The following is a 23,726-nucleotide window of genomic DNA, read 5'->3' on the forward strand; positions in this document are numbered from 1 at the left end:
GTCTGAAAGACAATTATCGGTGTTTCAGATAATCTTTCAGCTTAACGGCACATTCCACAGCGGCATCATTTTTTATTTCAAACCTTTGGCGGCCAGCCATTCATCGGCGAGCGTTGCCAGCTCGGCGTTGTTTTTGTCGCCCATCAGAAAATGGGTGTTGCCTTTGATGCCGATGGCGGGCAGATGAACCAGCTCAGCATTGCCGCCGTGGCGGTTGATGGCGGCAACAAATTGTTTTGCCATTTCAAATTCCGTGCCCCATTTGTCCTCGCCGACATTTTGCGAACCGATTTTGATGTGGTCGCCGTAATACAGCACGATAGGGATTTTGGTCAGCTTCAAAAATTCGTCCATCGGTACGCCGATTGCGCTGGCACTCAAATGCTCAAAGCGGGCTTTGACAGGGCGTGGCATTTCGGTTTCGGGGAAGACAAAAGGCGTGCCGCCCGGCTCCCATGCCACAATGCCGCGTACTTTGCCGCTGCGTAACACGGTTCGCCAGCCGATTGTGCCGCCCATCGAGTGCGTTACCAGCACTGCGCCGTCGGGCTGCTGCGCCACCAGTTTTGCCAATACGTCGGCGTTCAAATCGTTGTCCAGAGGTCCCGATCCGATAGTCCAACTTTGCTGAAAGGCTTGGTAATCGGCTTCGCCGCTTGGAAATTGGGCGTTGGCAACGGGTTTGCCGTTTTTGTCGTAATGCCCGATACGCGACAGGATATACAGCGTTTTGTCGCCGTACATGGGGTTGCTTGCCCACGGCGTGTCGGCGGATACGGGCAAGGTGGAAAGGTTGGCTTCGCCGCTGCGGGGCTGGTCGATGAGATAAACGCTGTAACCTTTGCGTAAAAACAGCGTGTTAAAGCCTTCGCGCCCGTCCACCGTGCTCTCCCAAGTGCGTTTGGACTGTGCGCCGCCGTGTTGGAAAATCAGCGGATATTTGTTGGGATTGACGGCTTTTTGATAGCTGACGTAGGCAAAATCGCCGTAAGCCCGCTGGCCGTCGGGGGCGGTGAAGTTTTCCTGCTTGAACGTGCCTTGGTGGGTAACGAATGTGCCGCCGACGGTAAAACTGCCCTGCTCGGCAACGCTAATCGGCTCGACAGCGGCGGCAGGTAATGCCAACGCCAACAGCAGGGCGGCGGCTAAGGTTTTGATTGGTTTCATTATGTGCTTCTCTTGATTAAAAAGGCCGTCTGAAAAAGCATTCGGACGGCCTTTTGCCTGTTTTACGCTTCGATTTTGTGCGTTTCGCTGTACAAAAATTCCGCCACGCGCTTGGCGATGTGCCACTTGCCGCCGACACGGGCGTAGCTGTCCTGATAGCGCACATAATGCGTGAGCATTTCGTCGTGTCCGTCTTTGTCGGCAACCAGCGCGACTTGGCAGTAAGTAATGCCTTCTGCGCTGTCTTCGCTCGTAAATTCAACGGTTTGCTGCCCGTTTAAATGGTACACGGTGTGAAACTGCGCCAGATAGGCTTTGAACACGCCGCCGATTTCCGCACGTCCATGGGCGTTGGCAAACAGCTCGCCTTTGATGTAAGTGGTAACTTGTGCGTCTTCGGTGAACAGCGGCAGTTGCGCGTCCACGTCTTTCACGTCCGCCAAGTTGGAGAAATGATCGACCAAGTGTTTGAGTTCAAAGCGGTCGTTGATTTGTTGCAGGGATAAAGTCATTTAGGTTTCCTTTAATCGCTGAATCGATAAGCACATGATACGGCACGGATTGTGGAAGATAAACGAGGTAATTTTGCTAGGGCTTATGAGAAATTTTGCTGAATAGCCCCGCCAGCGTGCCCAGCCGTTTCAATTTTATTGAAATCTGCGGTTTTCAGGCTGCCTTTTAGCCGTCTGAAAAGGCAAGGGCAGCCTGAAAGGTTTGCAATACGCGGTTTAACCTTATGCCTCTTCGCCCCACCAAAATTTCGCCGTTGCGCCGCCGTCTATCAGAAAATCGCTGCCCGTGATGTAGCCGCCGGTCAGCACGGTTTCTGCCAGCGCCGCCACTTCGTCGGGTGTGCCGCCGCGTTTGGCGGGGAGGTTTGCCAGCATGTCGCGGTAGAAATCTTGGCGTTCGCCGTTCAGTTCGTCCAGCGCCAGCGGGGTGTAGATGATGCCGGGGCTGATGCAGTTGACCCGTGCGCCGCGCCGTCCCCAGCGTACGGCTTCCATCTGCACACGCAGGGCGTTGGCTTTTTTGGCGATTTGGTAGGCGTACAAGGTGTCGTCGATGGCTTTGACCAGCGGCAAATCCAGCAGTTCTTCGGTGGGCGTAACCGCCAGCGCGCGCAAATCGGCCTCGGCGAGCGGCGGCAGGCGGTGGCTGGACTGCGAACCGATGACCACGCCCGAGCCGCCCTCGGCAATCACGCCGCCGAAAATTTCCAGCACCAACGCCGTGCCGTACAAATCCACTTTGCACACCGTTTGCGCTGCGGCCTGCGACGGCGACACGCCTGCCGAATGCACCACATAACGCACTTCGCCCAAGGCGGCGGCACGGTCGGAAGCCTCTTGCACAGCGGCACGGTCGGACACGTCCACCGCCATGGTTGAGCATTCAAAACCCGCTTCACGCAGGGTTTGGGCGGCTTTTTCGGCGTTTTCCTCGCGCAAATCGGCGAGCAGAACATGGTTGCCCGTGCTGACGCGGCGGGCGATGGCCACGGCGATGGCACCCGAGCCGAGTACGACAGTTACTTGTTGTTTCATGGTTTTTCCTTGGTTTGTTGAACGGATGAAGGCCCATGATACGTGCTTGATTGCTTAAAATAAATAAGGGAATTTTGCTAGGGTTTATGAGAAATTTTAATCAATGGCACGATATTTGCACAGTTAGAAAATGGGTGCGAATGGGTGACAAATTGAGATTTAAATGATAAAATTATAAAAAAATCATATAAATAGGAAAATCTATGCTCGATAAACTACTTAACCTAATTTATTCAGCAGCTAAATTGCCTTTTGCTCAGGCTTCTATGCAATTGGATAAAGAAATTTCCAGCTTATCTAAGAAAGATTTTATTGCACTACTCAATCATATTGGCATTATTCCTGAAAGCATTGAGCATGACTCAACAGAAGAGAAGTTATTTTCCAAGGCTTCTGATTCGGTTTTGGCTCGGGCATTTCGCGAAATTGGATTGCGAGCAACAGTATTGGATGAAAGAGGAGACTCTGCTGATGTTGTTGTTAAGTCTAATATTTATGAATATGAATTGGTTGCAGATGCCAAGGCGTTTCGTTTAAGCCGTACTGCTAAAAATCAAAAAGACTTTAAAGTAAATGCTTTATCAGGCTGGCGTAAGGATCGGGATTTTGCTGTATTGGCTTCACCTTATTTCCAATATCCAAATACTAGAAGTCAAATTTATAAGCAGGCAATAGATCATAATGTCTGTTTATTAACATGGGAACATTTATCTTTCTTGATTGAGCAAAATATTACCGAAACAATTGAGCGTAATTTATCTGATTTATGGGATTATTCTGCAATTTATGCAAAAGAATGCCTTTCCTCTGAAACCAAACGTTGTTTTATCCCTAAATTTAATGATTACTTCGCTCAATTTTTAGAGATTGAAGCGGATAAATTTGAAACTTATTTACAGAAACAAAAAGAACGGATTGCCCAGCAGGGTAAAGTAGAAATTGCGTTTTGGCAGGAAGAAGAACAGAAAATTCGGGCATTTTCCCGTGAAAAGGCAATTGAAGAATTGCTTAAAACTAAAAAAATCACTAATAAAATCAGCACAATTAAGCAATATATTGCAGGTCTTTTTATATGAAAAATCAAATTATTCTAGGTGACTCTATCAGTGAAATAAAAAAGATTGGTGATGAAAGTATACATGCCATTATTTCCGATATTCCTTACGGTATAGGCTACGATGACTGGGATGTATTGCACAATAACACCAATTCTGCCTTAGGTGGAGTTTCCAAAGCGCAAGAAAATGCAGGAGCAATTTTCAAACGGCGTGGGAAACCGCTAAACGGTTGGAGCGAAGCTGATAAAAAAATTCCGCTTGAATACCAACAATGGTGTGAATCTTGGGCTGGTGATTGGTTAAGAGTGCTTAAACCTGGTGCAAGCTGTTTTATTTTTGCAGGTAGACGCTATGCACACCGTTGTATCAGCGCATTGGAAAATGCAGGATTTACTTTTAAGGATATGATTTCGTGGGAAAAGAATAAAGCCCCACACCGTGCACAGCGGGTCTCTGCTGTATTTGAACGTAGAAATGATGAAGAAAACAGCGAAAAATGGCAAGGTTGGCGAGTAGCTAATCTGCGCCCTGTATTTGAACCGATTTTATGGTTTCAAAAACCTTATAAAACAGGTGGTACGCTGACTGATAATATTTTGGAGTATGAATTAGGGGCGTGGAACGAAGAGGCAATAAAAAAATATGCATTGGGTGATATGCTATCATCAGCCAATGTTTTTAAAGTGGAGACCAATAAAAACGACAATGGGTTGCATGTTACTCAAAAACCTTTAAAATTAATGGAATTGTTGATTGAATTAGTCACCCTTGAAAATCAGATCGTACTTGATCCATTTGCGGGTTCGGGAACAACTTGTGTTGCCGCTCAAAATTTGGGTAGACGTTATATTGGGATTGAGATTGACCCGAACTATGTAGATATAATTAACACAAGGTTGGTAAAACATACCGTTAATGAAGTTTTCTCACGTCAAAACTGCACCAATGCTCATGACCAAATCACTTTGTATTTGTAGTATTTGCCAAATTATTACTGTTCTTCATCTATTTCTTTGTATATGAGAGACCGTCTAGAAAATCATCTGACGGTCTTTACTTTTTCAGACGGCATTTTATTTTCAGGCTGCCTGAAAAGTCCTTACCTCCGCTCTGCCACTAATCTGAATCCGATACTGATGCCGCGATAATCTGCGTCATAGGGCTTGCGCCATGCGCTGTGCCAGCCGTCGGCGGTGCTGTGCCAACTGCCGCCGCGTACGGTTTTTTGCCTAGTGGCGGCGGATTGGTAGTCGGGGCGGTATGCGTCCGCTACCCATTCCCAAGCGTTGCCGTAGATGTCGTACACGCCCCACGGATTCGGCTGTTTCTCTCCGACGGGGTGCGTGCCGCCGGTGGCGAAGTTGCCGCCGTGCCATGCGTATTTGTCCAAATCTTTCATGCTGTTGCCGAAGAAATAACGGCTGGTCGTGCCTGCCCGTGCCACGTATTCCCATTCGGCTTCGCTGGGCAGGCGGTAGCGGTAGGTTTTGTCGATGGCATTGAGCTTAGCGATAAACTCCTGTGCGTCGTTCCACGAGACGGTGGCGGGGTGGCTGGGCTTGGTGATGCGTGCCGCCATGCCGGGCAGGGTGTAATAGGGGTTGGAGCGGTCGCGGTTGTACGGATTTTCGCCCATCACCCGCTGCCAGTCGGCTTGGGTAACTTCAAACTGGCCGATGTAAAACGGCTTGGCGATACGCTCGCGGTGGGCGGGCTGTTCGCGGCGGTCTGCGTCGCTTTCGCTTGAGCCCATGACAAATTCGCCGGCGGGGATTTCTACAAATTTCATCTCGCCTGCGGTGATCACATTGGGCGCGGCAAAGGCCGTCTGAACGGATAAGACGGCGAGTAAAAGCAGTGATTTTTTCATTGGATTTTCCTTATTGGGCAGGTTTTCAGGCTGCTTTATTTGCCGTCTGATTTGCCGTCTTGGTCGTCATCAATCAACACCCATGTAGCCTTTGGTGTCGGCGATAAAGCGGTGGGTGCTACTGTTTGCCAAGCTCCAGCCTGCGTTGAATTTGCCGAAAAACGGGTCTTCAAAGGCTTTGTTCAAATAAATCAGCACCAATAAATCGTTGTCGTTTTTATACAGGCTCAGCGCAGGCTCGGTGGTCAGCGTGCCGCCCAAGCCGCCTTCTTCGGGCTTGGACTCGGCCGCCGCTTCTGGCGGGGTTTCCATGAAGACGACTTTGCCGTTTTTGGCGGTAATCAGGCGGATGTTGGGGTTTAGCTGGTCGTCGCGTAAGGCGGGCAAGCTGATGTGCACCGTGCCGTTTTGGCGGATTTCGCCGATTTTGCCGATCGGTTTTTCGTCCAAAAAGCCCATGATGTCGCGGGTTTGTCCGCTGTAACGCTGCTTGGCGTGCGAGCTGTGGGTGTAGACGGGTTCGTCAAACTGCATGGTGGTCGGTGCGGCGGTGGCAAGGGTGGCACTGCCGAGTAAAAGGGCGGTTAAGAATGTTTTGATTTTCATGGTTTCTCCTTGATTGGTTTGGGGGTTATCGGCTGGTGGTTCGGGTTTCGCTGTACAAAAATTCCGCCACGCGCTTGGCAATCTGCCACTTGCCGCCTACGCGGGCGTAGCTGTCCTGATAGCGCACATAATGGGTGAGCATTTCGTCCTGTCCGTCTTTGTCGGCAACCAGCGCCACTTGGCAGTAAGTAATGCCTTCTGCGCTGTCTTCGCCCGTAAATTCAACGGTTTGCTGCCCGTTTAAGTGATACACGGTGTGAAACTGCGCCAGATAGGCTTTGAACACTTCGCCAATGGCGGCGCGTCCTTTGGCTTCGGCGAACAGTTCGCCTTTGATGTAGGTGGTAACTTGTGCCTCGATGGTAAACAGCGGCAGTTGCGCGTCCACGTCTTTCACGTCCGCCAAGTTGGAGAAATGATCTACCAAGTGTTTGAGTTCAAAGCGGTCGTTGATTTGTTGCAGGGATAAAGTCATTTTGGATTTCCTTTAGTTGCTGAATTGATAAGCACATGATACGGCACGGATTGCAAAAGATAAACTGGGTAATTTTGCTAGAGCTTATGAGAAAAATTGATGAATTGGGGTTTGGTTTGGCGGGAATGAGCAGGATTTTTTTCAGACGGTCTTTACGGCTGATTTTTTTGCAGCTATTTGATGACAATATGTTTTTTAACTAGAATGGGATGGGCTTTAACCGCCATCTGAAAACTGTTTTTGCCGGAACCGCATCAATCAAATACATAAAGGAGTATCAACACCAATGAACTTCAAACGGATAAAGAAAAAATATTTCATCGGAATCGGGCTTTTGTTTGCCGCGCTGTGCTTGGGTGGGATATTGATACGGCCGTCTGAAACGGACGTATACGAATACTGGGACGACTTATTGGCAAAAGATGCCAAACCGTGGTTTGTTTCCGAGCAGGAATACAAAGCCAAAAACCGTGCGGGTTTCTGCTGGCGCGACAAAAAATTTTATACGCCGGCAGAACTGAAAAACAAAGCCGTTGCCAGCTTTGGCGAAATATGGATTTCGGAAATGGAGACATTCCGTTCCAGAAATCCGCCCAATGAAATCAACGGCGGAACATTTGACTCTGTGAGACAATGCAGATACAGCCAATTCGGCTGCCGAGTGTGGTTTTTCCCGGGTAAACGCACCAATCAGGAATGGTTAGACCGATTTAAAGAGTTAAAGAAAATTGCCTCACCCGATAATTTTTATACGTTTGAAGAAAAATACTTGTTCTCACAAGGGGAAAAACAGGCGGGTTCAAAAAAAGAATTGGAAGAATATATTGAAAAAAGCGGTAAAGACGGCTTTTCGCTGGTGCAAAACACATTGGAAACAAAGCATATGTTAGCTTCGGATTGTTGCTCGGTTCTGCCTAAAAATGAAGCCGTGCAGAAGTTAGAAAGCAAAGACAATATCGGTTTGGACGAAGATTTGCATTTATTGCATTTTTACCATCAGAGTTCGATTCCTGAAAATATAGATTTACAAGATTACGGGGTGGGAAATTTTTATTTTCATGCTCACGAAATAAATAGTTTTGTAAGAAGAACATTGGCGGACAAAGATTATTTAGCGGGAATAAACGAATGGCCGTATGATGAAATATATTTTATGAACAATTGCGGAGATGTGTTGCGGCATCCCCATTATGTATTGCGTCGTAAAAATTAAATTCTCTCCCCCTGTATTTTTTGTCTTAAGAAAGGAAAACCATGTCAGACAATACGACAACTTCAAGCAGTAATCTTGCAAAATATTACAACCCGAACAGGCACAAAAGTTTCAAGTGAACAAGAGAGTATCAATGAACTTCAAACGGATAAAGAAAAAATATTTCATCGGAATCGGGCTTTTGTTTGCCGCGCTGTGCTTGGGTGGGATATTGATGCGGCCGTCTGAAACGGACGTATACGAATACTGGGACGACTTATTGGCAAAAGATGCCAAACCGTGGTTTGTTTCCGAGCAGGAATACAAAGCCAAAAACCGTGCGGGTTTCTGCTGGCGCGACAAAAAATTTTATACGCCGGCAGAACTGAAAAACAAAGCCGTTGCCAGCTTCGGTGAAAAATGGATTTCGGAAATGAAAGCGTTTAGTTCCAGAAATCCGCCCAATGAAATCAACGGCGGAGAGGTTCTTTCCGTCCGTCATTGTCGAAACAGTGAATTTTCCTGCCGAGTGTGGTTTTTTCCGGGCAAACGTACCAATCAGGAATGGCTGGAGTGGTTTGAGGATTTGGAAAAAATCGCCACGCTCGACAATATGTATACATTAAACAGAAAATATCTGTTTTCTCAAGATACAAAGCAGGTCAGATCAAAAAAAGAATTGGAAGAATATATCGAAAAAAGCGGTAAAAACGGATTTTCGCTGATGCAGAAAACAAATTATGGGCAACAATACATTTTAGGTTCGGACTGCTGTTCTGTTTTGTCTAGAAACGAAGCCAATGTAAAATTAAAAAATAGAAATACCATTTTCGACGGGGATTTGCATTATTTCCACTTTTACCATCAGGCATCCATTCCTGAAAATATAGACTTGCAAGATTACGGGGTAGGCAATTTCTATTTTAACGCGTATGGCATATATGCTTTAATAGAAGAAAATTGGACAACGGGAAAATTGGTGGAAGCAGAAAATTGGCAAAATGATAGAATATATTTTATGAACAACTGCGGAGATGTGTTATGGCATCCTCATTACCGAATAGAACTTGAAAATTAAATTCTCTCCCCCTGTGTTTTTTGTATTAAGAAAGGAAAACCATGTCAGACAATACGACAACTTCAAGCAGTAATCTTGCAAAATATTACAACCCGAACAGGCACAAAAGTTTCAAGTGAACAAGAGAGTATCAATGAACTTCAAACGGATAAAGAAAAAATATTTCATCGGAATCGGGCTTTTGTTTGCCGCGCTGTGCTTGGGCGGGATATTGATGGGGCCGTCTGAAACGGACGTATACGAATACTGGGACGACTTATTGGCCAAAGATGCCAAACCGTGGTTTGTTTCCGAGCAGGAATACAAAGCCAAAAACCGTGCGGGTTTCTGCTGGCGCGACAAAAAATTTTATACGCCGGCAGAACTGAAAAACAAAGCCGTTGCCAGCTTCGGTGAAAAATGGATTTCGGAAATGGAGACATTCCGTTCCAGAAATCCGCCCAATGAAATCAACGGCGGAACATTTGACTCTGTGAGACAATGCAGATACAGCCAATTCGGCTGCCGAGTGTGGTTTTTCCCGGGTAAACGCACCAATCAGGAATGGTTAGACCGATTTAAAGAGTTAAAGAAAATTGCCTCACCCGATAATTTTTATACGTTTGAAGAAAAATACTTGTTCTCACAAGGGGAAAAACAGGCGGGTTCAAAAAAAGAATTGGAAGAATATATTGAAAAAAGCGGTAAAGACGGCTTTTCGCTGGTGCAAAACACATTGGAAACAAAGCATATGTTAGCTTCGGATTGTTGCTCGGTTCTGCCTAAAAATGAAGCCGTGCAGAAGTTAGAAAGCAAAGACAATATCGGTTTGGACGAAGATTTGCATTTATTGCATTTTTACCATCAGAGTTCGATTCCTGAAAATATAGATTTACAAGATTACGGGGTGGGAAATTTTTATTTTCATGCTCACGAAATAAATAGTTTTGTAAGAAGAACATTGGCGGACAAAGATTATTTAGCGGGAATAAACGAATGGCCGTATGATGAAATATATTTTATGAACAATTGCGGAGATGTGTTGCGGCATCCCCATTATGTATTGCGTCGTAAAAATTAAATTCTCTCCCCCCCTGTATTTTTTGTATTAAGAAAGGAAAACCATGTCAGACAATACGACAACTTCAAGCAGTAATCTTGCCAAATATTACAATCCGAACAGGCATAAAAGTTTTATCAGCCCCAAAACGGCGATGAACCATTACCTGTGGGACAGCGATGTGCCGCCTCAAAACAGGTATTATGCGGAAAAGTTTGAGTGCAAACCCGATGTTTCCGGTCGGAAAGCCATTGAGATAAACGCTGCCGAATATATGGAATACGGGGGCGGGCGGTTTGTTTCCGCTGCGGATTTCCGTATGTTTGAGAAGTTTTTTGCAAAAGACAAGGGGGCGATCAAACCCGGAGAGTATGACTTCAAGCAAATGTGGGGATTGCTTTATGGTAATACCAAAACATTGCCAAAAACATCAGATGATTTTTATACTTCTGTCTATCAGTATAACCTTGCCCCCGAATCAGCCGATTTTGTCGAACGCGCATTCGTATTCGGTTCGGGAAACTATACGGCGAATATCGACAGCTTGAAATTTGTGGTGGACGAACAGGGCGGCAAGTCAATCCGCAATCTTAAAATTACGCCTGTGAACGATAATTTTGATTTCAGGGGCGGCGGCGATAAATTTTCTTGGCAGAGAATGACGGTAACGGCGGGAAACCAATTTTTTACCGAACTGCTGGACTCGGGCAGGATAGGGAAAACCGTCCCCATCCGCTTTACCGGAGAAGTTCCGCCTGTTGATGTCAGTGAGAAAGACTTCAATATTTTGAAGCAGAAAAAGCAGGATATTCACGGGAAAGACAATAACAATCTGGACTACCTCCGCGCAGCAGCAAAACTATTGGCGCGTGATTTGGACGGTGTGAAAAAATGCAGCTTTTTATCATCTGCCGATCAGCCTGCAACCCCGTCGCTGTTGGATCGTCTTACCCGCATGAACCAAGACTATACGGCAGGCAATATGAATGCCTTTAACGCCGAAGTGGCGGAACTTGCAAACAGTCCGAGGGCGCAGCAGTTTCAGAGCCAAATCGCTCTTAAATTTGAAGAGCTGCAGGAACAGCAGCGTCAGCAGGAATTGCTCAGCCAAAATCAAAGCCGTGGTTTTTCAAGATCGTAAGAAAGCGGAAATAAAATGAATGAAAGACAGCTCGAACAGCTTATCGAGCAAACCGCCCTGCTGATGCGGAACTGTCAGAAACAGTGTGAAGACTTCTCGACAAGTCTCAAACAAGATCATCAGAAATTCCTGCAAGAAATGCACCGCAATACGGTTCAAAACATCCGTGCCGAAGTCAAAGAGGGCATGGGCGGCGAATTTGCCCGATACAGCGAAGAGCTGCACAGCCTGTCTAACAGTCTGCAACACCAAACCCGTATGTTCCAAATGCAGTTTGAAGAAAACCAGCGCAAAAACCAGCAGACCGTCTTTCGCGCATGGCTGGCCGTCAGCATCAGCCTTGGTTTGCTGCTGATTGGCGGATTATGGATGATTTTCCACTACAAAGGCATCATAGAACAAAGCAAACGCCATGCCGACTACGTTCAAGCTATAAATACTGCCGACATCGTCCAGTGCGGCGATAGCCTGTGCGCCAGAGTGGGAAAGCAAAAAGCGGGCAAATACAATGTGATTTTGAAAAAATGAATAAGAGATACGAAAGGCCGTCTGAAATGTTTTCAGACGGTCTTTTGCTATTTCAGGCTGCCTTTAATGCCGTCTGGAAGGCTACCTGAAAATCACACCTTACTAATATTCAAATTCTCGCCAACCCACAATTCAGGCTTGTCAAAAACCCTGCACACAAAATCCGCAATACTCTTCCTAGACACCGCGCCGCCCGTTTCAGGCTGGCCTTTGGGTGTAAGCTGGTAATCCACTTCGTCCGCGTCGGTGAACCAGTCGGGGCGGAGGATGGTGTAATCCAAGCCTGACGTTTCAATAATGTCTGCCAATGCACGATACGGGCGTAGCACGGGGCGTAGCGGCTCATCATAAATGCCGATGGACGACACGGCGATCACACGGCGTACGTTTGCGGCTTTCATGGCGGCGATGATGTTTTCGCCCATTTTGCCCAAATCGCCCGCCAAGTTGACGTACACGATGTCAATTCCTGCCATGGCGGCGGTCAAATCCGCTACGTTCAGAGCGTCGCCAGCAAAAGTGCGGTGGCTTTGGGCGGTGTTTTTCAGACGGCGTGCAAACAGGGTCAGGTGTAAATCGGGATTTTGTTCGGCGATGGCGATGACTGCGCGGGCTAATGAGCCGTTTGCGCCGATGATGAGGATGTTTTTCATATTTCGTTTCTCCTGTTGGATGGATGAAACGCAGTATAAGGGCTTTGATTAAAAAAGATTAGCGGGTAAAATCCGCAAGACCTTATCAATAAATTTAATGAATAAACTGCTTGGGCAGCCTGAAACGCCCGAGGCAGCCTGAAAAAGGAGCAAACATGCCGCAAAATCTGGACGACTTGCGCGTATTCTTACGCATTGCCGACACGGGCAGTTTTACCGCCGCCGCCGCGCAGCTCGGCGTGTCGCAGTCGGCACTCAGCTACACCGTGCGCCAGTTGGAAGAACGTTTGAAAATCAAGCTGTTGGAGCGCACCACCCGCAGCGTTTCCACCACGGCGGCAGGCGAGGCGCTGCGCCAGCAGATTACGCCTTTGCTTGCCGAGTTGGACGCGAAAATTGAAAACTTGAACCAGTTCCGCGACAAGCTGGACGGCAGCCTGAAAATCACCGGCAACGCCCACGCCATCGCCGTTGCGCTGTGGGACAAATTCGTCCGCTTTATGCGCGAATACCCCGATATTCGGCTGGAACTGGACAGCAGCAACCGCTTCACCGACATCGTTGCCGAACGCTTTGACGCAGGCATCCGCCCCGGGCAGTTTGTGGAAAAAGACATGATTGCGCTGCGCGTGTCGCCCGATATGCAGATGGCGCTGGTGGCGCACGCCGATTTGGCGGCGGACATCGCCCTGCCGCAAACGCCTGCCGACCTTGCCGCGCTGCCCTGCATCGCCATGCGCCTGCCCACGCTCGGCAACACGCTGGCATGGGAATTTGCCGACCCTCAAAGCGGCAAAACCGTGAAAATCCAGCCCGAAGGGCAGTTTGTCTGCAATCAAAACGCGCTTGTCAAACAAGCGGTTCAGGCGGGTTTAGGCGTGGCGTGGCTGCCGCGCGACATGGCGGCGGCGGAGCTGGAACGCGGCGAATGGACGGAACTGCTGCCCGACTGGGCGATACGCTACGAGGGCTATTATCTGTATTACCCGAGCCGACGGGCGGATTCGGCGGTGTTCCGCGCGTTGGCGGGGGTGTTGGCGGAGTGAGTGGAAAGGAAAGGCTGCCTGAAAACAAATGAAGCGCGTTTCGGCGAAGCGGAAACAGCATCTGAAAAAGATTTTAGCTCCGCTGAAACTCTTGTGGGTTTTAGCTCCGCTGAAACTCGCTTCGCTCGTTTTCAGGCTGCCCTAGCTTTTGATGCCGTCTGAAAATCAGTTTTCAGACGGCATCATGTTTTGGGCGGCACAGCGGTGCGTGAAGCCGTTTTCAGGCTGCCTTTGCCTTTTCAGACAAAACTGATTGATGAACAATTTACAAGCGGGGATTCGCCTGCATTTTTTAATCAACAGGCCGTCTGAAACCCCCAATTTTTTAGACGGCCTATTTATGCTGTTTTGATTTTATCTGTTTGATGATAAACTGTTTTTTAACCTTCAAGCGGCAACAGTCAAACCATCGGCATTTGTTATCGCCATCCACCCCTTTCCACCGCCTTTACGCCGACAGGAGCAAACAATGAAACTGAAAATCCCGCCTGTGGTCATCATGCTGCTTTGCGGCGTATTGATGTATTTTGTGTCCGTCATTTTCCCCATGCCCCTGCCAACGCTGCCATGGCTTGCCGCCGTTTTTTTCATAATAGGGCTTGCCGTCATCGGTGCGGGCGTACTGGCATTTCGCCGCCACCGCACCACCGTCAATCCGCACACGCCCGACAAAAGCCGCCTGATTGTTGCAGACGGCATTTACCGCTTCAGCCGCAATCCGATGTATCTGGGCATGGCGCTTATCCTAGCCGCATGGGCGTTGTGGCTGTCGCAAGCGGCGGTGTGGCTTGGTGTGGCGGTTTTTGTCATGCTGATTACCCGCCTGCAAATCCGCCCTGAAGAACAAATCCTGAGCGAACACTTCGGTGAAGCCTACCGCCAATACTGCCGCCAAACCCGCCGCTGGCTGTAAGGCCGTCTGAAAAGAACCAACCGCTTTTTCAGACGGCCTATCTATTGAAACTGCAAGGAAAAAGCACGGATTTCAAAGCAATTTGCCGTTTGAGACAGACCAAGGCCACGACGTGCAAGCGGTGGGATTTGCCCCAAAATTTGCAGTTTCTCTGCTTGGCGGACGTGGATTTTTTCAAACCCCCATCACGTCCACCATTTCCCGCAAGATTTTCGGCATTTTCGCCATCGGCAGCGGCAAGTCCCGCTCGAAGTGGTAACGCATGGCGGCAAGCACCAGCGTGGCAAACAGTTCGGTTTGAAACGCCCAGTCTTTGCCGCTGTCGGTTTTTTGTGCCTGCACTATAAACGCCTGCCCGATCATGGTGTGCATATCGGCGTATAAGTGGTGGCGTTTGGTGTCGATTTTCCACAGGGCAAGCAGCAGGCGGCGTTTTTCAAACAACAGCGGGGCGGCGTGGGCAATCAGTGCCTGCACGTCTTCGCCCGCCAGCCGTGCGGCAATCCAGCCCGCGTATTCCGCCTTGAAATCGGCAATCATCTTGCCCGCCAAATCGCTTTTGCCGCTGTAATATTTATAAAAGGTGTTGCGGTTGACGAGTGCTTTGTCGATGATGTCCTGCACGGCGATTTGCTCGTATTCCCCCGCCTGCAACAGCTCGATAAAGGCGGAGCGGATGGCGTTATGCGTTTTCACTACCCGCAAGTCGGTTTTGTCGTTCATCTCCATCTCGTTTAAATTCAAAGGGTAACAATTTTTGCCAATATTGTATAAATAAGGGTACAAATTTGCAAATTTGTCTGTTTAAACGGTCGGTTTGAGAAAAATTAACCGTATTTTTGCCGCCGTAAATTTTTTATACTGTGTTCAACGATTTCAACTTGGAGAGCAAAAATGAACACACAAAAACGCGCACTGATTGTCGGCTTGGGCATTTCCGGCATGGCGGCGGCGGTATCGCTGCACAAACAGGGCTGGCAGATTGTCATCATCGAGCGGGCAAAGGCACGCCGCACCGGCGGTTATTTTATCGGCGTTCACACAGCGGGGCGCGAAGCCGCCGAAGCCTTGGGCATTTGGCAAAACGTCCATCAGCGCACGCCGACGGTCAGCTCAAATTGGGAAATTCTGCAAGACGGCAGCCGTATGCGGGTGGCGGGTTTTGCCGATGCGCTGACCCGTCCTGCAACGCTTTTGCGTGGCGATGTGGAAAACGGCTTGTGGCAGACCTTAAGCACCTTGGACGGCGTGGACGTGCGTTTTGACAGCATGCCTGTTTCTTTGCAAAATCAAGACAATAGCGTGTTATGCCGTCTGAAAACCGCAGGCGTAGAAAGCGATGAAATGTTTGATTTGGTCATCGGTGCGGACGGTATGCGGTCGAGCGTGCGTAAGCTGGCGTTTGGCGACGACAGCCGCTTTTTAAAGCCGCTGGGTGCGATAATTTGTGCTTTTCAGCTGAAAAAAACGCCCGAACATTTCCGCTTCAAAGACGGCGTGATTGTTACCGAACCCAAGCGTTCGCTGTTTGTGTTTCCGCTGGAAGACTGCCTGCCGACCGCCCTGTTCAGCTACGCCTGCACCGACACCGACAGCCAATTTGCCGCCCCGCCGCTACAAACGCTGCGCCAAGCCTTTGACGGTATGCCCAACGGCGAAATCATCGATGAAATGCTGGACGAACTGGCGAACGCCGACAATTTCCTCTTTGACTCGGTCAATCAGGTCAAAATGGAAAGCTGGATTAACGGGCGGATTGTGCTGCTCGGCGATGCGGCGTGGTGCTTGACGCTCTACTCTGGCTTGGGCGCAACGGCAGGCATCAAAGGCGCGTACGAGCTGGGGCAGGCACTGGGCAGACACGCCGATATTGATAACGCCTTGGCACAATGGCAAAAGCCCTACGCCCGTGGGTTGTCCGCCGGCAAAAACTGGTCGCGCTTAAACGCTATCTGTTCCTGCCGAAAAGCACCTTTAGTGCCATCGTCCGCCGCGTGATTATCCGTCTTGTGGGCTTAAAACTGTGGAACGCAAGGAAAAAGCGGGAAGGCTTAACGGCAAACAGCAACGCTTGATTGAAACAATGGATTTAGGCCGTCTGAAAAACTTAAACAGCGTTTCAGACGGCCTTTTTACGTTTTCAGGCAGCTTTTAAAGCGGTTTGGTGATTGAGCGGTTTGGTGTTTGGAAAGATGATTAAAAATCAACACAAATAGCGGCTGTAGGTCGGATACTGGTATCCGGCACTGTCCGCATTTCCCAAAAACGCCAAACCAATCCAAAGCCCGTGCGTTTTGTCGGATTTAAAAATCCAGCCTACGGCTTATTGTTTTGATAAAAATGTTTGTCATTTTGACCGCACCTTACCCCAAAAGCAGCCTGAAAACAGCAACCCTGACCGCATAAAGTGTTTTGCAAAAGTTTGGGTAAATCCGCCCGCTTGCAGTGCTTAGATTTAGATATTGAAGAAAAACCGTCTGCGACCGTAGGAAGTCCCTATGGGAAAACCCCAAACTTTCAGACGGCCTTTTATACTATTTTGATTTTATCCGTTTGCCGCGCGGCAACAGGGCATCACAGCCCCGCATCGCTGCGAATACGCCGATACACTTCGCCTGCCAGATAATCCGCCGCCATGCGGTGAAAAGCCTGGTCGTCCATCAGGCGGGTGAAGATTTCTTCGTTGCCTTCCATGCGTTCGATAAACAGGCCTTCAAGCTGCCTTTTGAAAACGGCGGCAAAGTTGCTTTCGTTATTGGCCTGCGCCGCCTGCACAAGCTGTTCGTTGCCGGCGGCGGTTTCGCGGATTTGGTCGAAAAAGAGCTGGTCGGCTTGGGTGAATGCCGTGCCGAAGCGTTCGTTGAGTTTTTCCACCAGCGAAGAGAGCGGCACTTCTTCATCAGGCTTGCCCGTACCTACCGCCGTTGCACCGCGTAACGGCTGCGCTTCGCCCTCTTTTAAGCCGATACTGCCGTCGCTGATTTTTTCCAAGCGGTAATATTCAAGCGCCACATCGTCATCAATCTGCACCCGCCGCGTATCGCTGCCGTGCGGCAGTTTGGGCAACAAAAAACGCAGATAGCTGTAGAGCTTTTCCCATTCGCTGTCCTGATAGGGCAGGATTTGCGCCAAAAAGGCGTAAAGATTGCGAAACGACACCATCTGCCCTTTGGCGTGCTCCTGCTCTTCTTCGGCAAGATCGGTAAAACGCAGCACCGCCTTATCAAGCAGCGCATTCATTTTTTGGTGCGCCGCGCCGCTCGGCTCGCGGGCGGCAAACCAGATTTCGCACCATGCGTTGATTTCTTCTTGATCCAGCAGGCGTTTTTCTTTGAGTGCGTGGGCAAGGTTGTTGAGCTGCTGCGGATCGGGTGCGTCTTCGGCGGGGGTGTATTCGTAATAGGGCTTGAAGGCGGCGTAAATCTCGTCCTCTTCATTGACGAAATCCAGCACGAAAGTATCGCTTTTGCCCGCTGCGGTGCGGTTTAAGCGGGAAAGCGTCTGCACGGCGGCAATGCCCGACAAACGTTTGTCCACATACATGCTGTGCAACAGCGGCTGGTCAAAGCCCGTTTGGTATTTTTCCGCCACCAGCAGCAGGCGGTAATCATCATTGTCGTCAAACGCCTGCGGCAGCTCGCTTTCTTTAATGCCGCCGTTCATGCCCGTTTCGGTAAAACGCTGGTCGCCATATTCTTTCAAGGTGATTTCGCCGGAAAACGCCACCAGCGATTTGATGTCGCTGTAGCCTTTTTCCTGCAAATACTTGTCCAGCCCCAGCTTGTAGCGCACCGCGTGTTCACGCGAATTGGTAACAATCATCGCCTTGGCGCGTCCGCCGATTTTGTGGCGGCTGTGCGTGCGGAAATGCTCGACAATCACTTCTACCTTCTGGCGGATTTCATAATCATGAAAGCTGACAAAGCGTGCCAGCGCTTTTGCCGCCTTGCGGCGTGGCAAATCAGGGTCTTCGCTGCCTTGCTGCACCAGTTTGTAATAACGCTTGTAGCAGGTGTAGTGCGCCAGCACATCATGAATAAAGCCCTCTTCAATCGCCTGACGCATACTGTAATGATGAAACGGCGCTTTGCCGTCCTTGCCCGCTTCGTCAAACAAAAACAGCGTCTTGTGCTTGGGCGTGGCGGTAAAGGCGAAAAAGCTCAAATTCTCCTGCCGACCGCGCTTGAGCTGCTCGGTAAGCAATGCTTTTTGTGCATCATCGCTCAAATCCGCATCGCCTTCGCCGTCCAAAAACTGCGCCGCTACCGCCGCCGCAATACCGTCGCCGTTCAAAATCTTGCGCAGCTCCATCGCCGTTTCGCCGCTTTGCGAGCTGTGCGCCTCATCGACAATCACCGCAAAACGCTTGCCGCGCGTATCAATCTCCACCTGCCGCCCCTGCTTTTGCAGCGTTTGCAGTGCCTGGCTGATAAAGGGAAATTTCTGAATGGTGCTGATGATAATCGGCGTGCCGCCCGCAAGCGCTTGGCTTAACTGCTGCGTGTCTTTATCAATCTTTTCCACCACCCCGCTTTTATGCTCAAACTGGTACACCGTGTCTTGCAACTGCCTGTCCAGCACGCGCCTATCGGTAATCACAATTACCGAATGAAAAATCTTCTCCTGCCTGTCGTCATGCAGATTCGCCAAGCGGTGCGCCAGCCAGGCAATCGAATTGGACTTGCCCGAACCCGCCGAATGCTGAATCAAATAATTATGGCCGCTGCCGTGCGCCTTGGCGTGGGCAACCAGCGAACGCACCGCATCAAGCTGGTGATAGCGCGGGAAAATCATCGTTTCCTTGACAACCCGTTTTACGCCGCTTTTGGTCTGGACGGTTCTTTCTTCCGTCTGCAAATGCATAAAGCGGTGGACAATATCCATCAGGCTGTCTCTTGCCAGCACCTCCTGCCACAAATAGGCGGTACGCACCCCGTGATCCGCAGGCGGATTGCCCGCACCAAAGTCAAAGCCCTTGTTAAACGGCAAAAAGAAGGTATCCGCCCCCGCAAGCCTGGTCGCCATCATCACCGCTTCCGTATCCACGGCAAAATGCACCAAGGCCCGCTGCTTGAAGGCAAAAAGCGGCTCGCCCTGAACCTTGCGGCTGCGGTATTGCGCCACCGCGTCCGCCACCGTTTGCCCTGTAAGCGGATTTTTCAGCTCCATAGTGGCAATCGGCAGCCCGTTCAACACCAGCACCACATCGGGAATCGCACCGCTTTGCGTCTGAAGCTGGCGGCACACCGACAGGCGGTTTAAGGCATAACGCGCCGCCGCCTCGGGATTAAGCGCACTATTGGGGGCAAAAAACGCCAAACGCAGCGTCTTGCCCACGCACTTAAAACCGCCGCGCAGCACCGCCAGCGCCCCTTTATTTGCCAATTCTTTTTGCAAACTGTCGAGCAGCACATCGGCGGCACGATCGCCGTGAATCTGCACCACCCGCTGCCACAGCTCAGGCTGGCTTGCCTGCACAAACGCCAAAACCTCTTGCGGAAAAAGTGCGGTGCTTTTGTCGTAACCCTTGGGGTCTAACTGCCGATAACCCCCTGCCAGCAGGGCGGCTTCCACGGCATTTTCAAAATCAATCTCACGGTGCATAACAATCCCTCAAAAAAACAAAACAGCCCAAAAAACAGCCTGGACAGCCAAGCCCACCGCCAAACTCACAAATGGCGAATATCTATCTTGCCCGTTACCGCATGGCTGATGAGCGCGCTGCGGTATTCCTGCAACTTGGCAAGCGCCTTTTCCACCGCCTGCCGCTGCGTGTCAATCCGCGCCGTCTCGCTATCCAAAAAAGCGGCGATGGCTTGTTGTTCTGGGAGGGGTGGAATACAGACAAGCAAGGATTTAACCATTTCTCCAGTAATCAATGGCTGTGCCGTTTTGTTAGCTAAATTATTCAAATCTGCGGCAACAAGTACATAAAAGAAATATTTTATTTCCAAGCCAGACCAGTAACTAATTTTTAGTGCGTTATCAGTAATCCAGCTACTGCAATCTACTATATGAACGTTCCCACACAGTGCACCCACTCTGCCAACAACTAACGCACAATGAGAGTTGACTAATTCCGTATATCCCATCACGCCATTACCGCCGATAACAGGAAAAATATTCACGTCATCTTTGCTTTGTGAAATATATTGATGGTGAATACTGTCTCCGCTGGAAATCTTAATATGCCAACGCAACTTTGAAACCTCCCAATGCTGCGGCACTTCGCCCAGCCATGCCACGCCTGAATCTTTCATCGCGGCGGCGGGGTTCAGTCCTTTGGTAACTGCATGGGAAATCAAGGCGCTGCGTTTTTCCGCCAGTTTTTCCAGCAGCACCTGCTTGCGGCGGATTAGGGCATCAATCTGCGCCGTCTTAGCGTCCAACCAAGCGGCAATGGCTTGTTGTTCGGAGATGGGTGGCATTACCAATTTCAAAGCTGCTAAGTTTTGGCGCGTCAATTCCATAAAGGTTGTACCTTGTCCCAAACTAATTAGCTCTGATTTGGCAGCATAAAGCTGGTAATAGAGAAAATCAGCATCGTCATTCAAGACTTCAAGTAACCTGCAACCCTGATTGACGCACGCGGCAACGGTAGTTTTTGCCAAATGTCCAATAGGGGCACGATTGGATAAGGCAATACTTCCTGCGGGAGCAAGAGATGTGCCGCAGTTTGCATCGCCTTCTTTGCTGATTTTCCTGCGACTGTCTGAAATTTCCTTGCCTTCATTGTTGCCTAAATCTTCGGGAGTAATCCAAACAATATCATCACTCCAATAATCGGCTTCACCACTTTTCGGCGTTGCACCATTATGGATTTTAAATATATGACGGCATTGCTTCACTTTCCAATGCTGCGGCACTTCGCCCAGCCATGCCACGCCCGAATCTTTGTAGTGCGGATAGCGTTTCATGGTCTTGCTCCTGCGGCGCAAACATAGTGTTTTTTTCTCACCGTTTGGCACTTATAGGGTGTTTTTTTACCGCTTGCAGCGCTGTTTGATGGGAAAAAACCGCTATGCGCTGCCGCTGCGGCAGTTGTCCGGATTTTCCGGATAACTGCGCCGCCTGTCCGCCTGCCTGAAGCAGTTGCCGAGATTTCCTCGATAACTGAAAAACTGCTGGGGAAAGTGCTGCGGCGCGTCTGCGTTTGCTGCTGTTTCATTGCACCACCTCTTTGAGCATGGCGGCGATTTGTTGCTCAAGCACACCGATTTCGGCGGCAATTTCTGCCAAGGGGCGCGGCGGGCGGTAGGTGTAGAAATGGCGGGTGAGCGGGATTTCGTAGCCGATTTTGGTTTTGCTGTGGTCTATCCATGCGTCTGGGACGTGCGGCAGGACTTCGCGCGCCAGATAGTCTTCGCAGTGTTCTTGCACCAGTTCGAGCAGCGCTGCGTGTCCGCTTTCGTTGTCGTAGCCGAGCGGCAGCGGCAAGGCGATGTCGCTTGGCAGCGGTACGGTTTCGCTGTCGCGTAATTCGCTGTCGGCTTCTGCCCTGCCTTTGCTATCGGTGCAGATGTCGGCGCTGGGGTCGCGTTCGGATAGGGCGGCAAGTATGGCTTTTTTCAGCGGTGCTTTAAGTCTTAGATCGCTTTTTTGGTAGGCTGCATCCAGCACTTTGCCGAATGCGTCGCGGTTTTTATAGACGGTTTCGCCGCTAATGGCGGCAAGGGTGGCTTTGATTTTTTGCTGCAAGGCTTGTCCTTGGACGATTTCTGTTTGTACGGCTTCGGCGTTTTTGCGTTTTTTGCTTACGGCAAGGGCGGCAAAGGCGCTTTGTGCGTCCAAGCGGGCGATGCGTTCGGGGCTGGCTTGGAAGTTGAGCCGCAGCGGGCGTTCGACGGTGATTTTGAGAAAGCCGAAGTCGCGGTTGTTAAAGATTTTGCTGCACAGGCGCTCTTCAGGCTGCCCCGCACAGTTGAAGCGGCTTGGCTCGTCGTGTTGGTTTTCGGCATACAGGCGCACCAGTTCGGCGATGTGGCCGTCTGAAAGTTCGTTGCGTTTGCTGCCGAGGCTTTTTGCCATTTTTTGATAATGGCGTGTGCCGTCGATGAGCTGTACTTTGCCACGGCGGTGCGGCGGTTTTTTGTTGCTGATAATCCAGATGTAAGTGTAGATGCCGGTGTTGTAAAACATTTGGTCAGGCAGGGCGATAACGGCATCAAGCAGGTCGTTTTCGATTATCCAGCGGCGGATGTTGCTCTCGCCGCTGCCCGCATCGCCGGTAAAGAGCGGCGAGCCGTTAAATACGATGGCGATTTTTGAGCCGTCGCCGTCGGCAGGCCGCATTTTTGCCATCATGTGCTGCAAGAAGAGTAAAGAGCCGTCGTTAATACGCGGCAAGCCTGCACCGAAACGCCCGCCAAAGCCAAGCCGCGCGTATTCGTCGCGCACATAGGATTCTTCGCGCTTCCACTCCACGCCGAAGGGCGGGTTGGCAAACATGTAGTGAAATTGTTTGTCGGGGTGGCCGTCGTGCGGGACAAAGCCGCCGCTTTTGTTTTTGCTGTCTGTAAGCCCCAGTGTGTCGCCAAAGATAAGGTTGTCGATTTCTTCGCCTTTGATGAGCAGGTCGGCACAGCAGATGGCGTAGGATTCGGCATTGTATTCCTGCCCGAAAAGTTCCAGATTGGCGGTGGGGTTTTGCTCTTTGATGTATTGTTCGGATACCGACAACATACCGCCCGTGCCGGCGGTGGGGTCGTAAATGCTGCGGTAAATACCGGGCTTGAATACTTCTTCTTCACCGGTAAATAAAAGCTGCACCATCAGGCGGATAACTTCGCGCGGAGTGAAATGGTCGCCCGCTTCTTCGTTGGCCTGTTCGTTGAATTTGCGCACCAGCTCTTCAAAGATATAGCCCATCTGCAAATTGCTGAGCCGCTCGGGCGAAAGGTCGATTTCGCTGCCGATAAATTCTTTCAGCACCAGATAGAGGATGTTGGCTTCATCGAGCTTGGCGATTTCGCTTTCAAAGTCGAATTTTTCAAAAATATCGCGCGCTTCCGGCGAAAAGCCTTGGATATAGGCGCTGAGATTGCTTGCCAGATTTTCGCTGTCTTCCAAGAGTTTGGCGAAGGTAAACGGGCTGGTGTTGTAGAGCTTGCTGCCGCTGATTTGCCGCAATGCCACATCCAGCGCCGTGCCTTTGATGCCTTTGGCCTCCAAACGGGCTTTTTCTGCCAAGATTTTTTCTTTGACCGGCTCAAGCACCAAATCAAAACGGCGCAGCACAATCAACGGCAGCATAACGCGGCGGTATTGCGGCGGACGGTACGGCCCGCGCAGCTTGTTGGCGATGTTCCAGATAAAGGAGATAAGTTCTTGTTGCTGCATGAGGTTTCCTTGAGGCAAAGGGAATACCGCTAAAGGCGGTAAGATGTTGAATATTTTACCATTATTGACGTTTA

At 49.9% G+C, this 23,726-nt stretch carries 22 protein-coding genes; 10 read left to right on the forward strand and 12 right to left on the reverse strand.

The window, feature by feature from the left end; all coding sequences use genetic code 11:
* Positions 1-72: 72 nt before the first annotated feature.
* The 3 genes from DYE40_RS06890 to DYE40_RS06900 form a co-directional block, all read right to left on the reverse strand.
* A complete protein-coding gene (locus tag DYE40_RS06890) occupies positions 73-1,167 on the reverse strand; it encodes an alpha/beta hydrolase (RefSeq protein ID WP_115308407.1) in 1,095 nt (364 codons plus the stop codon).
* A 62-nt stretch (positions 1,168-1,229) separates the two neighbouring features.
* Positions 1,230-1,679 (reverse strand): nuclear transport factor 2 family protein, encoded by a 450-nt coding sequence (locus DYE40_RS06895; RefSeq protein WP_115308408.1) that lies wholly within the window; start codon positions 1,677-1,679, stop codon positions 1,230-1,232.
* 222 nt (positions 1,680-1,901) lie between these two features.
* On the reverse strand, positions 1,902-2,714 hold the full coding sequence (locus DYE40_RS06900; protein ID WP_115308409.1) for an SDR family oxidoreductase: 813 nt from the start codon (positions 2,712-2,714) through the stop codon (positions 1,902-1,904).
* A 203-nt stretch (positions 2,715-2,917) separates the two neighbouring features.
* Between DYE40_RS06900 and DYE40_RS06905 the strand changes: the two genes are divergently transcribed.
* Together DYE40_RS06905 and DYE40_RS06910 are read left to right on the forward strand one after the other, a co-directional pair.
* Entirely contained in the window at positions 2,918-3,790 is an 873-nt protein-coding gene (locus DYE40_RS06905) for a HindIII family type II restriction endonuclease (protein WP_115308410.1), read from the forward strand.
* A complete protein-coding gene (locus DYE40_RS06910; RefSeq protein WP_115308411.1) occupies positions 3,787-4,749 on the forward strand; it encodes a DNA-methyltransferase in 963 nt (320 codons plus the stop codon). The genes DYE40_RS06905 and DYE40_RS06910 overlap by 4 nt, the downstream gene beginning before the upstream one ends.
* Positions 4,750-4,871: 122 nt before the next feature.
* On the opposite strand, the gene DYE40_RS06915 is transcribed toward DYE40_RS06910, so the two are convergent.
* From DYE40_RS06915 to DYE40_RS06925, 3 genes are all read right to left on the reverse strand, one after another.
* A complete protein-coding gene (locus DYE40_RS06915) occupies positions 4,872-5,642 on the reverse strand; it encodes a formylglycine-generating enzyme family protein (protein WP_115308412.1) in 771 nt (256 codons plus the stop codon).
* Positions 5,643-5,711: 69 nt separating this feature from the next.
* Positions 5,712-6,248 (reverse strand): hypothetical protein, encoded by a 537-nt coding sequence (locus DYE40_RS06920; protein ID WP_115308413.1) that lies wholly within the window; start codon positions 6,246-6,248, stop codon positions 5,712-5,714.
* Positions 6,249-6,273: 25 nt separating this feature from the next.
* On the reverse strand, positions 6,274-6,723 hold the full coding sequence (locus DYE40_RS06925; RefSeq protein ID WP_115308414.1) for a nuclear transport factor 2 family protein: 450 nt from the start codon (positions 6,721-6,723) through the stop codon (positions 6,274-6,276).
* A gap of 286 nt (positions 6,724-7,009) precedes the next feature.
* On the opposite strand from DYE40_RS06925, the gene DYE40_RS06930 reads away from it, so the two are divergent.
* The 5 genes from DYE40_RS06930 (at position 7,010) to DYE40_RS06950 (ending at position 11,701) form a co-directional block, all read left to right on the forward strand.
* Positions 7,010-7,936 carry a hypothetical protein gene (locus DYE40_RS06930; protein ID WP_115308415.1) on the forward strand — a complete coding sequence of 309 codons (927 nt, stop codon included), beginning with the start codon at positions 7,010-7,012 and terminating at the stop codon, positions 7,934-7,936.
* Between the two features lie 133 nt (positions 7,937-8,069).
* Positions 8,070-8,993 carry a hypothetical protein gene (locus tag DYE40_RS06935; RefSeq protein WP_115308416.1) on the forward strand — a complete coding sequence of 308 codons (924 nt, stop codon included), beginning with the start codon at positions 8,070-8,072 and terminating at the stop codon, positions 8,991-8,993.
* 133 nt (positions 8,994-9,126) lie between these two features.
* Entirely contained in the window at positions 9,127-10,053 is a 927-nt protein-coding gene (locus DYE40_RS06940) for a hypothetical protein (protein ID WP_115308417.1), read from the forward strand.
* Between the two features lie 43 nt (positions 10,054-10,096).
* On the forward strand, positions 10,097-11,173 hold the full coding sequence (locus DYE40_RS06945; RefSeq protein WP_147286606.1) for a hypothetical protein: 1,077 nt from the start codon (positions 10,097-10,099) through the stop codon (positions 11,171-11,173).
* Between the two features lie 15 nt (positions 11,174-11,188).
* On the forward strand, positions 11,189-11,701 hold the full coding sequence (locus tag DYE40_RS06950) for a hypothetical protein (protein WP_115308419.1): 513 nt from the start codon (positions 11,189-11,191) through the stop codon (positions 11,699-11,701).
* Between the two features lie 92 nt (positions 11,702-11,793).
* On the opposite strand, the gene DYE40_RS06955 is transcribed toward DYE40_RS06950, so the two are convergent.
* Positions 11,794-12,354, reverse strand: a complete 561-nt coding sequence (locus DYE40_RS06955) for an NAD(P)H-binding protein (protein ID WP_115308420.1) — start codon at positions 12,352-12,354, stop codon at positions 11,794-11,796.
* 155 nt (positions 12,355-12,509) lie between these two features.
* On the opposite strand from DYE40_RS06955, the gene DYE40_RS06960 reads away from it, so the two are divergent.
* Positions 12,510-13,400: a LysR family transcriptional regulator gene (locus DYE40_RS06960; RefSeq protein WP_115308421.1), complete on the forward strand. Its 891-nt coding sequence runs from the start codon at positions 12,510-12,512 to the stop codon at positions 13,398-13,400.
* Between the two features lie 469 nt (positions 13,401-13,869).
* Positions 13,870-14,313 (forward strand): methyltransferase family protein, encoded by a 444-nt coding sequence (locus DYE40_RS06965; protein ID WP_115308422.1) that lies wholly within the window; start codon positions 13,870-13,872, stop codon positions 14,311-14,313.
* Between the two features lie 174 nt (positions 14,314-14,487).
* Here the strand turns inward: DYE40_RS06965 and DYE40_RS06970 are convergent, their stop codons facing one another.
* Positions 14,488-15,036, reverse strand: coding sequence for a TetR/AcrR family transcriptional regulator (locus DYE40_RS06970; protein WP_115308423.1), 549 nt, complete (start codon positions 15,034-15,036; stop codon positions 14,488-14,490).
* 171 nt (positions 15,037-15,207) lie between these two features.
* Between DYE40_RS06970 and DYE40_RS06975 the strand changes: the two genes are divergently transcribed.
* Positions 15,208-16,311, forward strand: coding sequence for an FAD-dependent monooxygenase (locus tag DYE40_RS06975; protein WP_115308424.1), 1,104 nt, complete (start codon positions 15,208-15,210; stop codon positions 16,309-16,311).
* A gap of 576 nt (positions 16,312-16,887) precedes the next feature.
* On the opposite strand, the gene DYE40_RS06980 is transcribed toward DYE40_RS06975, so the two are convergent.
* From DYE40_RS06980 to DYE40_RS06990, 4 genes are all read right to left on the reverse strand, one after another.
* Complete coding sequence (locus tag DYE40_RS06980; RefSeq protein WP_115308425.1) at positions 16,888-19,917, reverse strand: type I restriction endonuclease subunit R; 3,030 nt, start codon at positions 19,915-19,917, stop codon at positions 16,888-16,890.
* A gap of 65 nt (positions 19,918-19,982) precedes the next feature.
* Positions 19,983-21,230, reverse strand: coding sequence for a restriction endonuclease subunit S (locus DYE40_RS06985; protein ID WP_115308426.1), 1,248 nt, complete (start codon positions 21,228-21,230; stop codon positions 19,983-19,985).
* Positions 21,227-21,481 (reverse strand): hypothetical protein, encoded by a 255-nt coding sequence (locus DYE40_RS12290; protein WP_147286607.1) that lies wholly within the window; start codon positions 21,479-21,481, stop codon positions 21,227-21,229. The genes DYE40_RS06985 and DYE40_RS12290 overlap by 4 nt, the downstream gene beginning before the upstream one ends.
* Positions 21,478-23,652, reverse strand: a complete 2,175-nt coding sequence (locus DYE40_RS06990; RefSeq protein WP_115308427.1) for a type I restriction-modification system subunit M — start codon at positions 23,650-23,652, stop codon at positions 21,478-21,480. Before DYE40_RS06990 ends, DYE40_RS12290 begins: the two co-directional genes overlap by 4 nt.
* Positions 23,653-23,726 lie beyond the last annotated feature (74 nt).

The organism is Kingella potus (genome assembly GCF_900451175.1).
Lineage (GTDB): Bacteria > Pseudomonadota > Gammaproteobacteria > Burkholderiales > Neisseriaceae > Neisseria > Neisseria potus.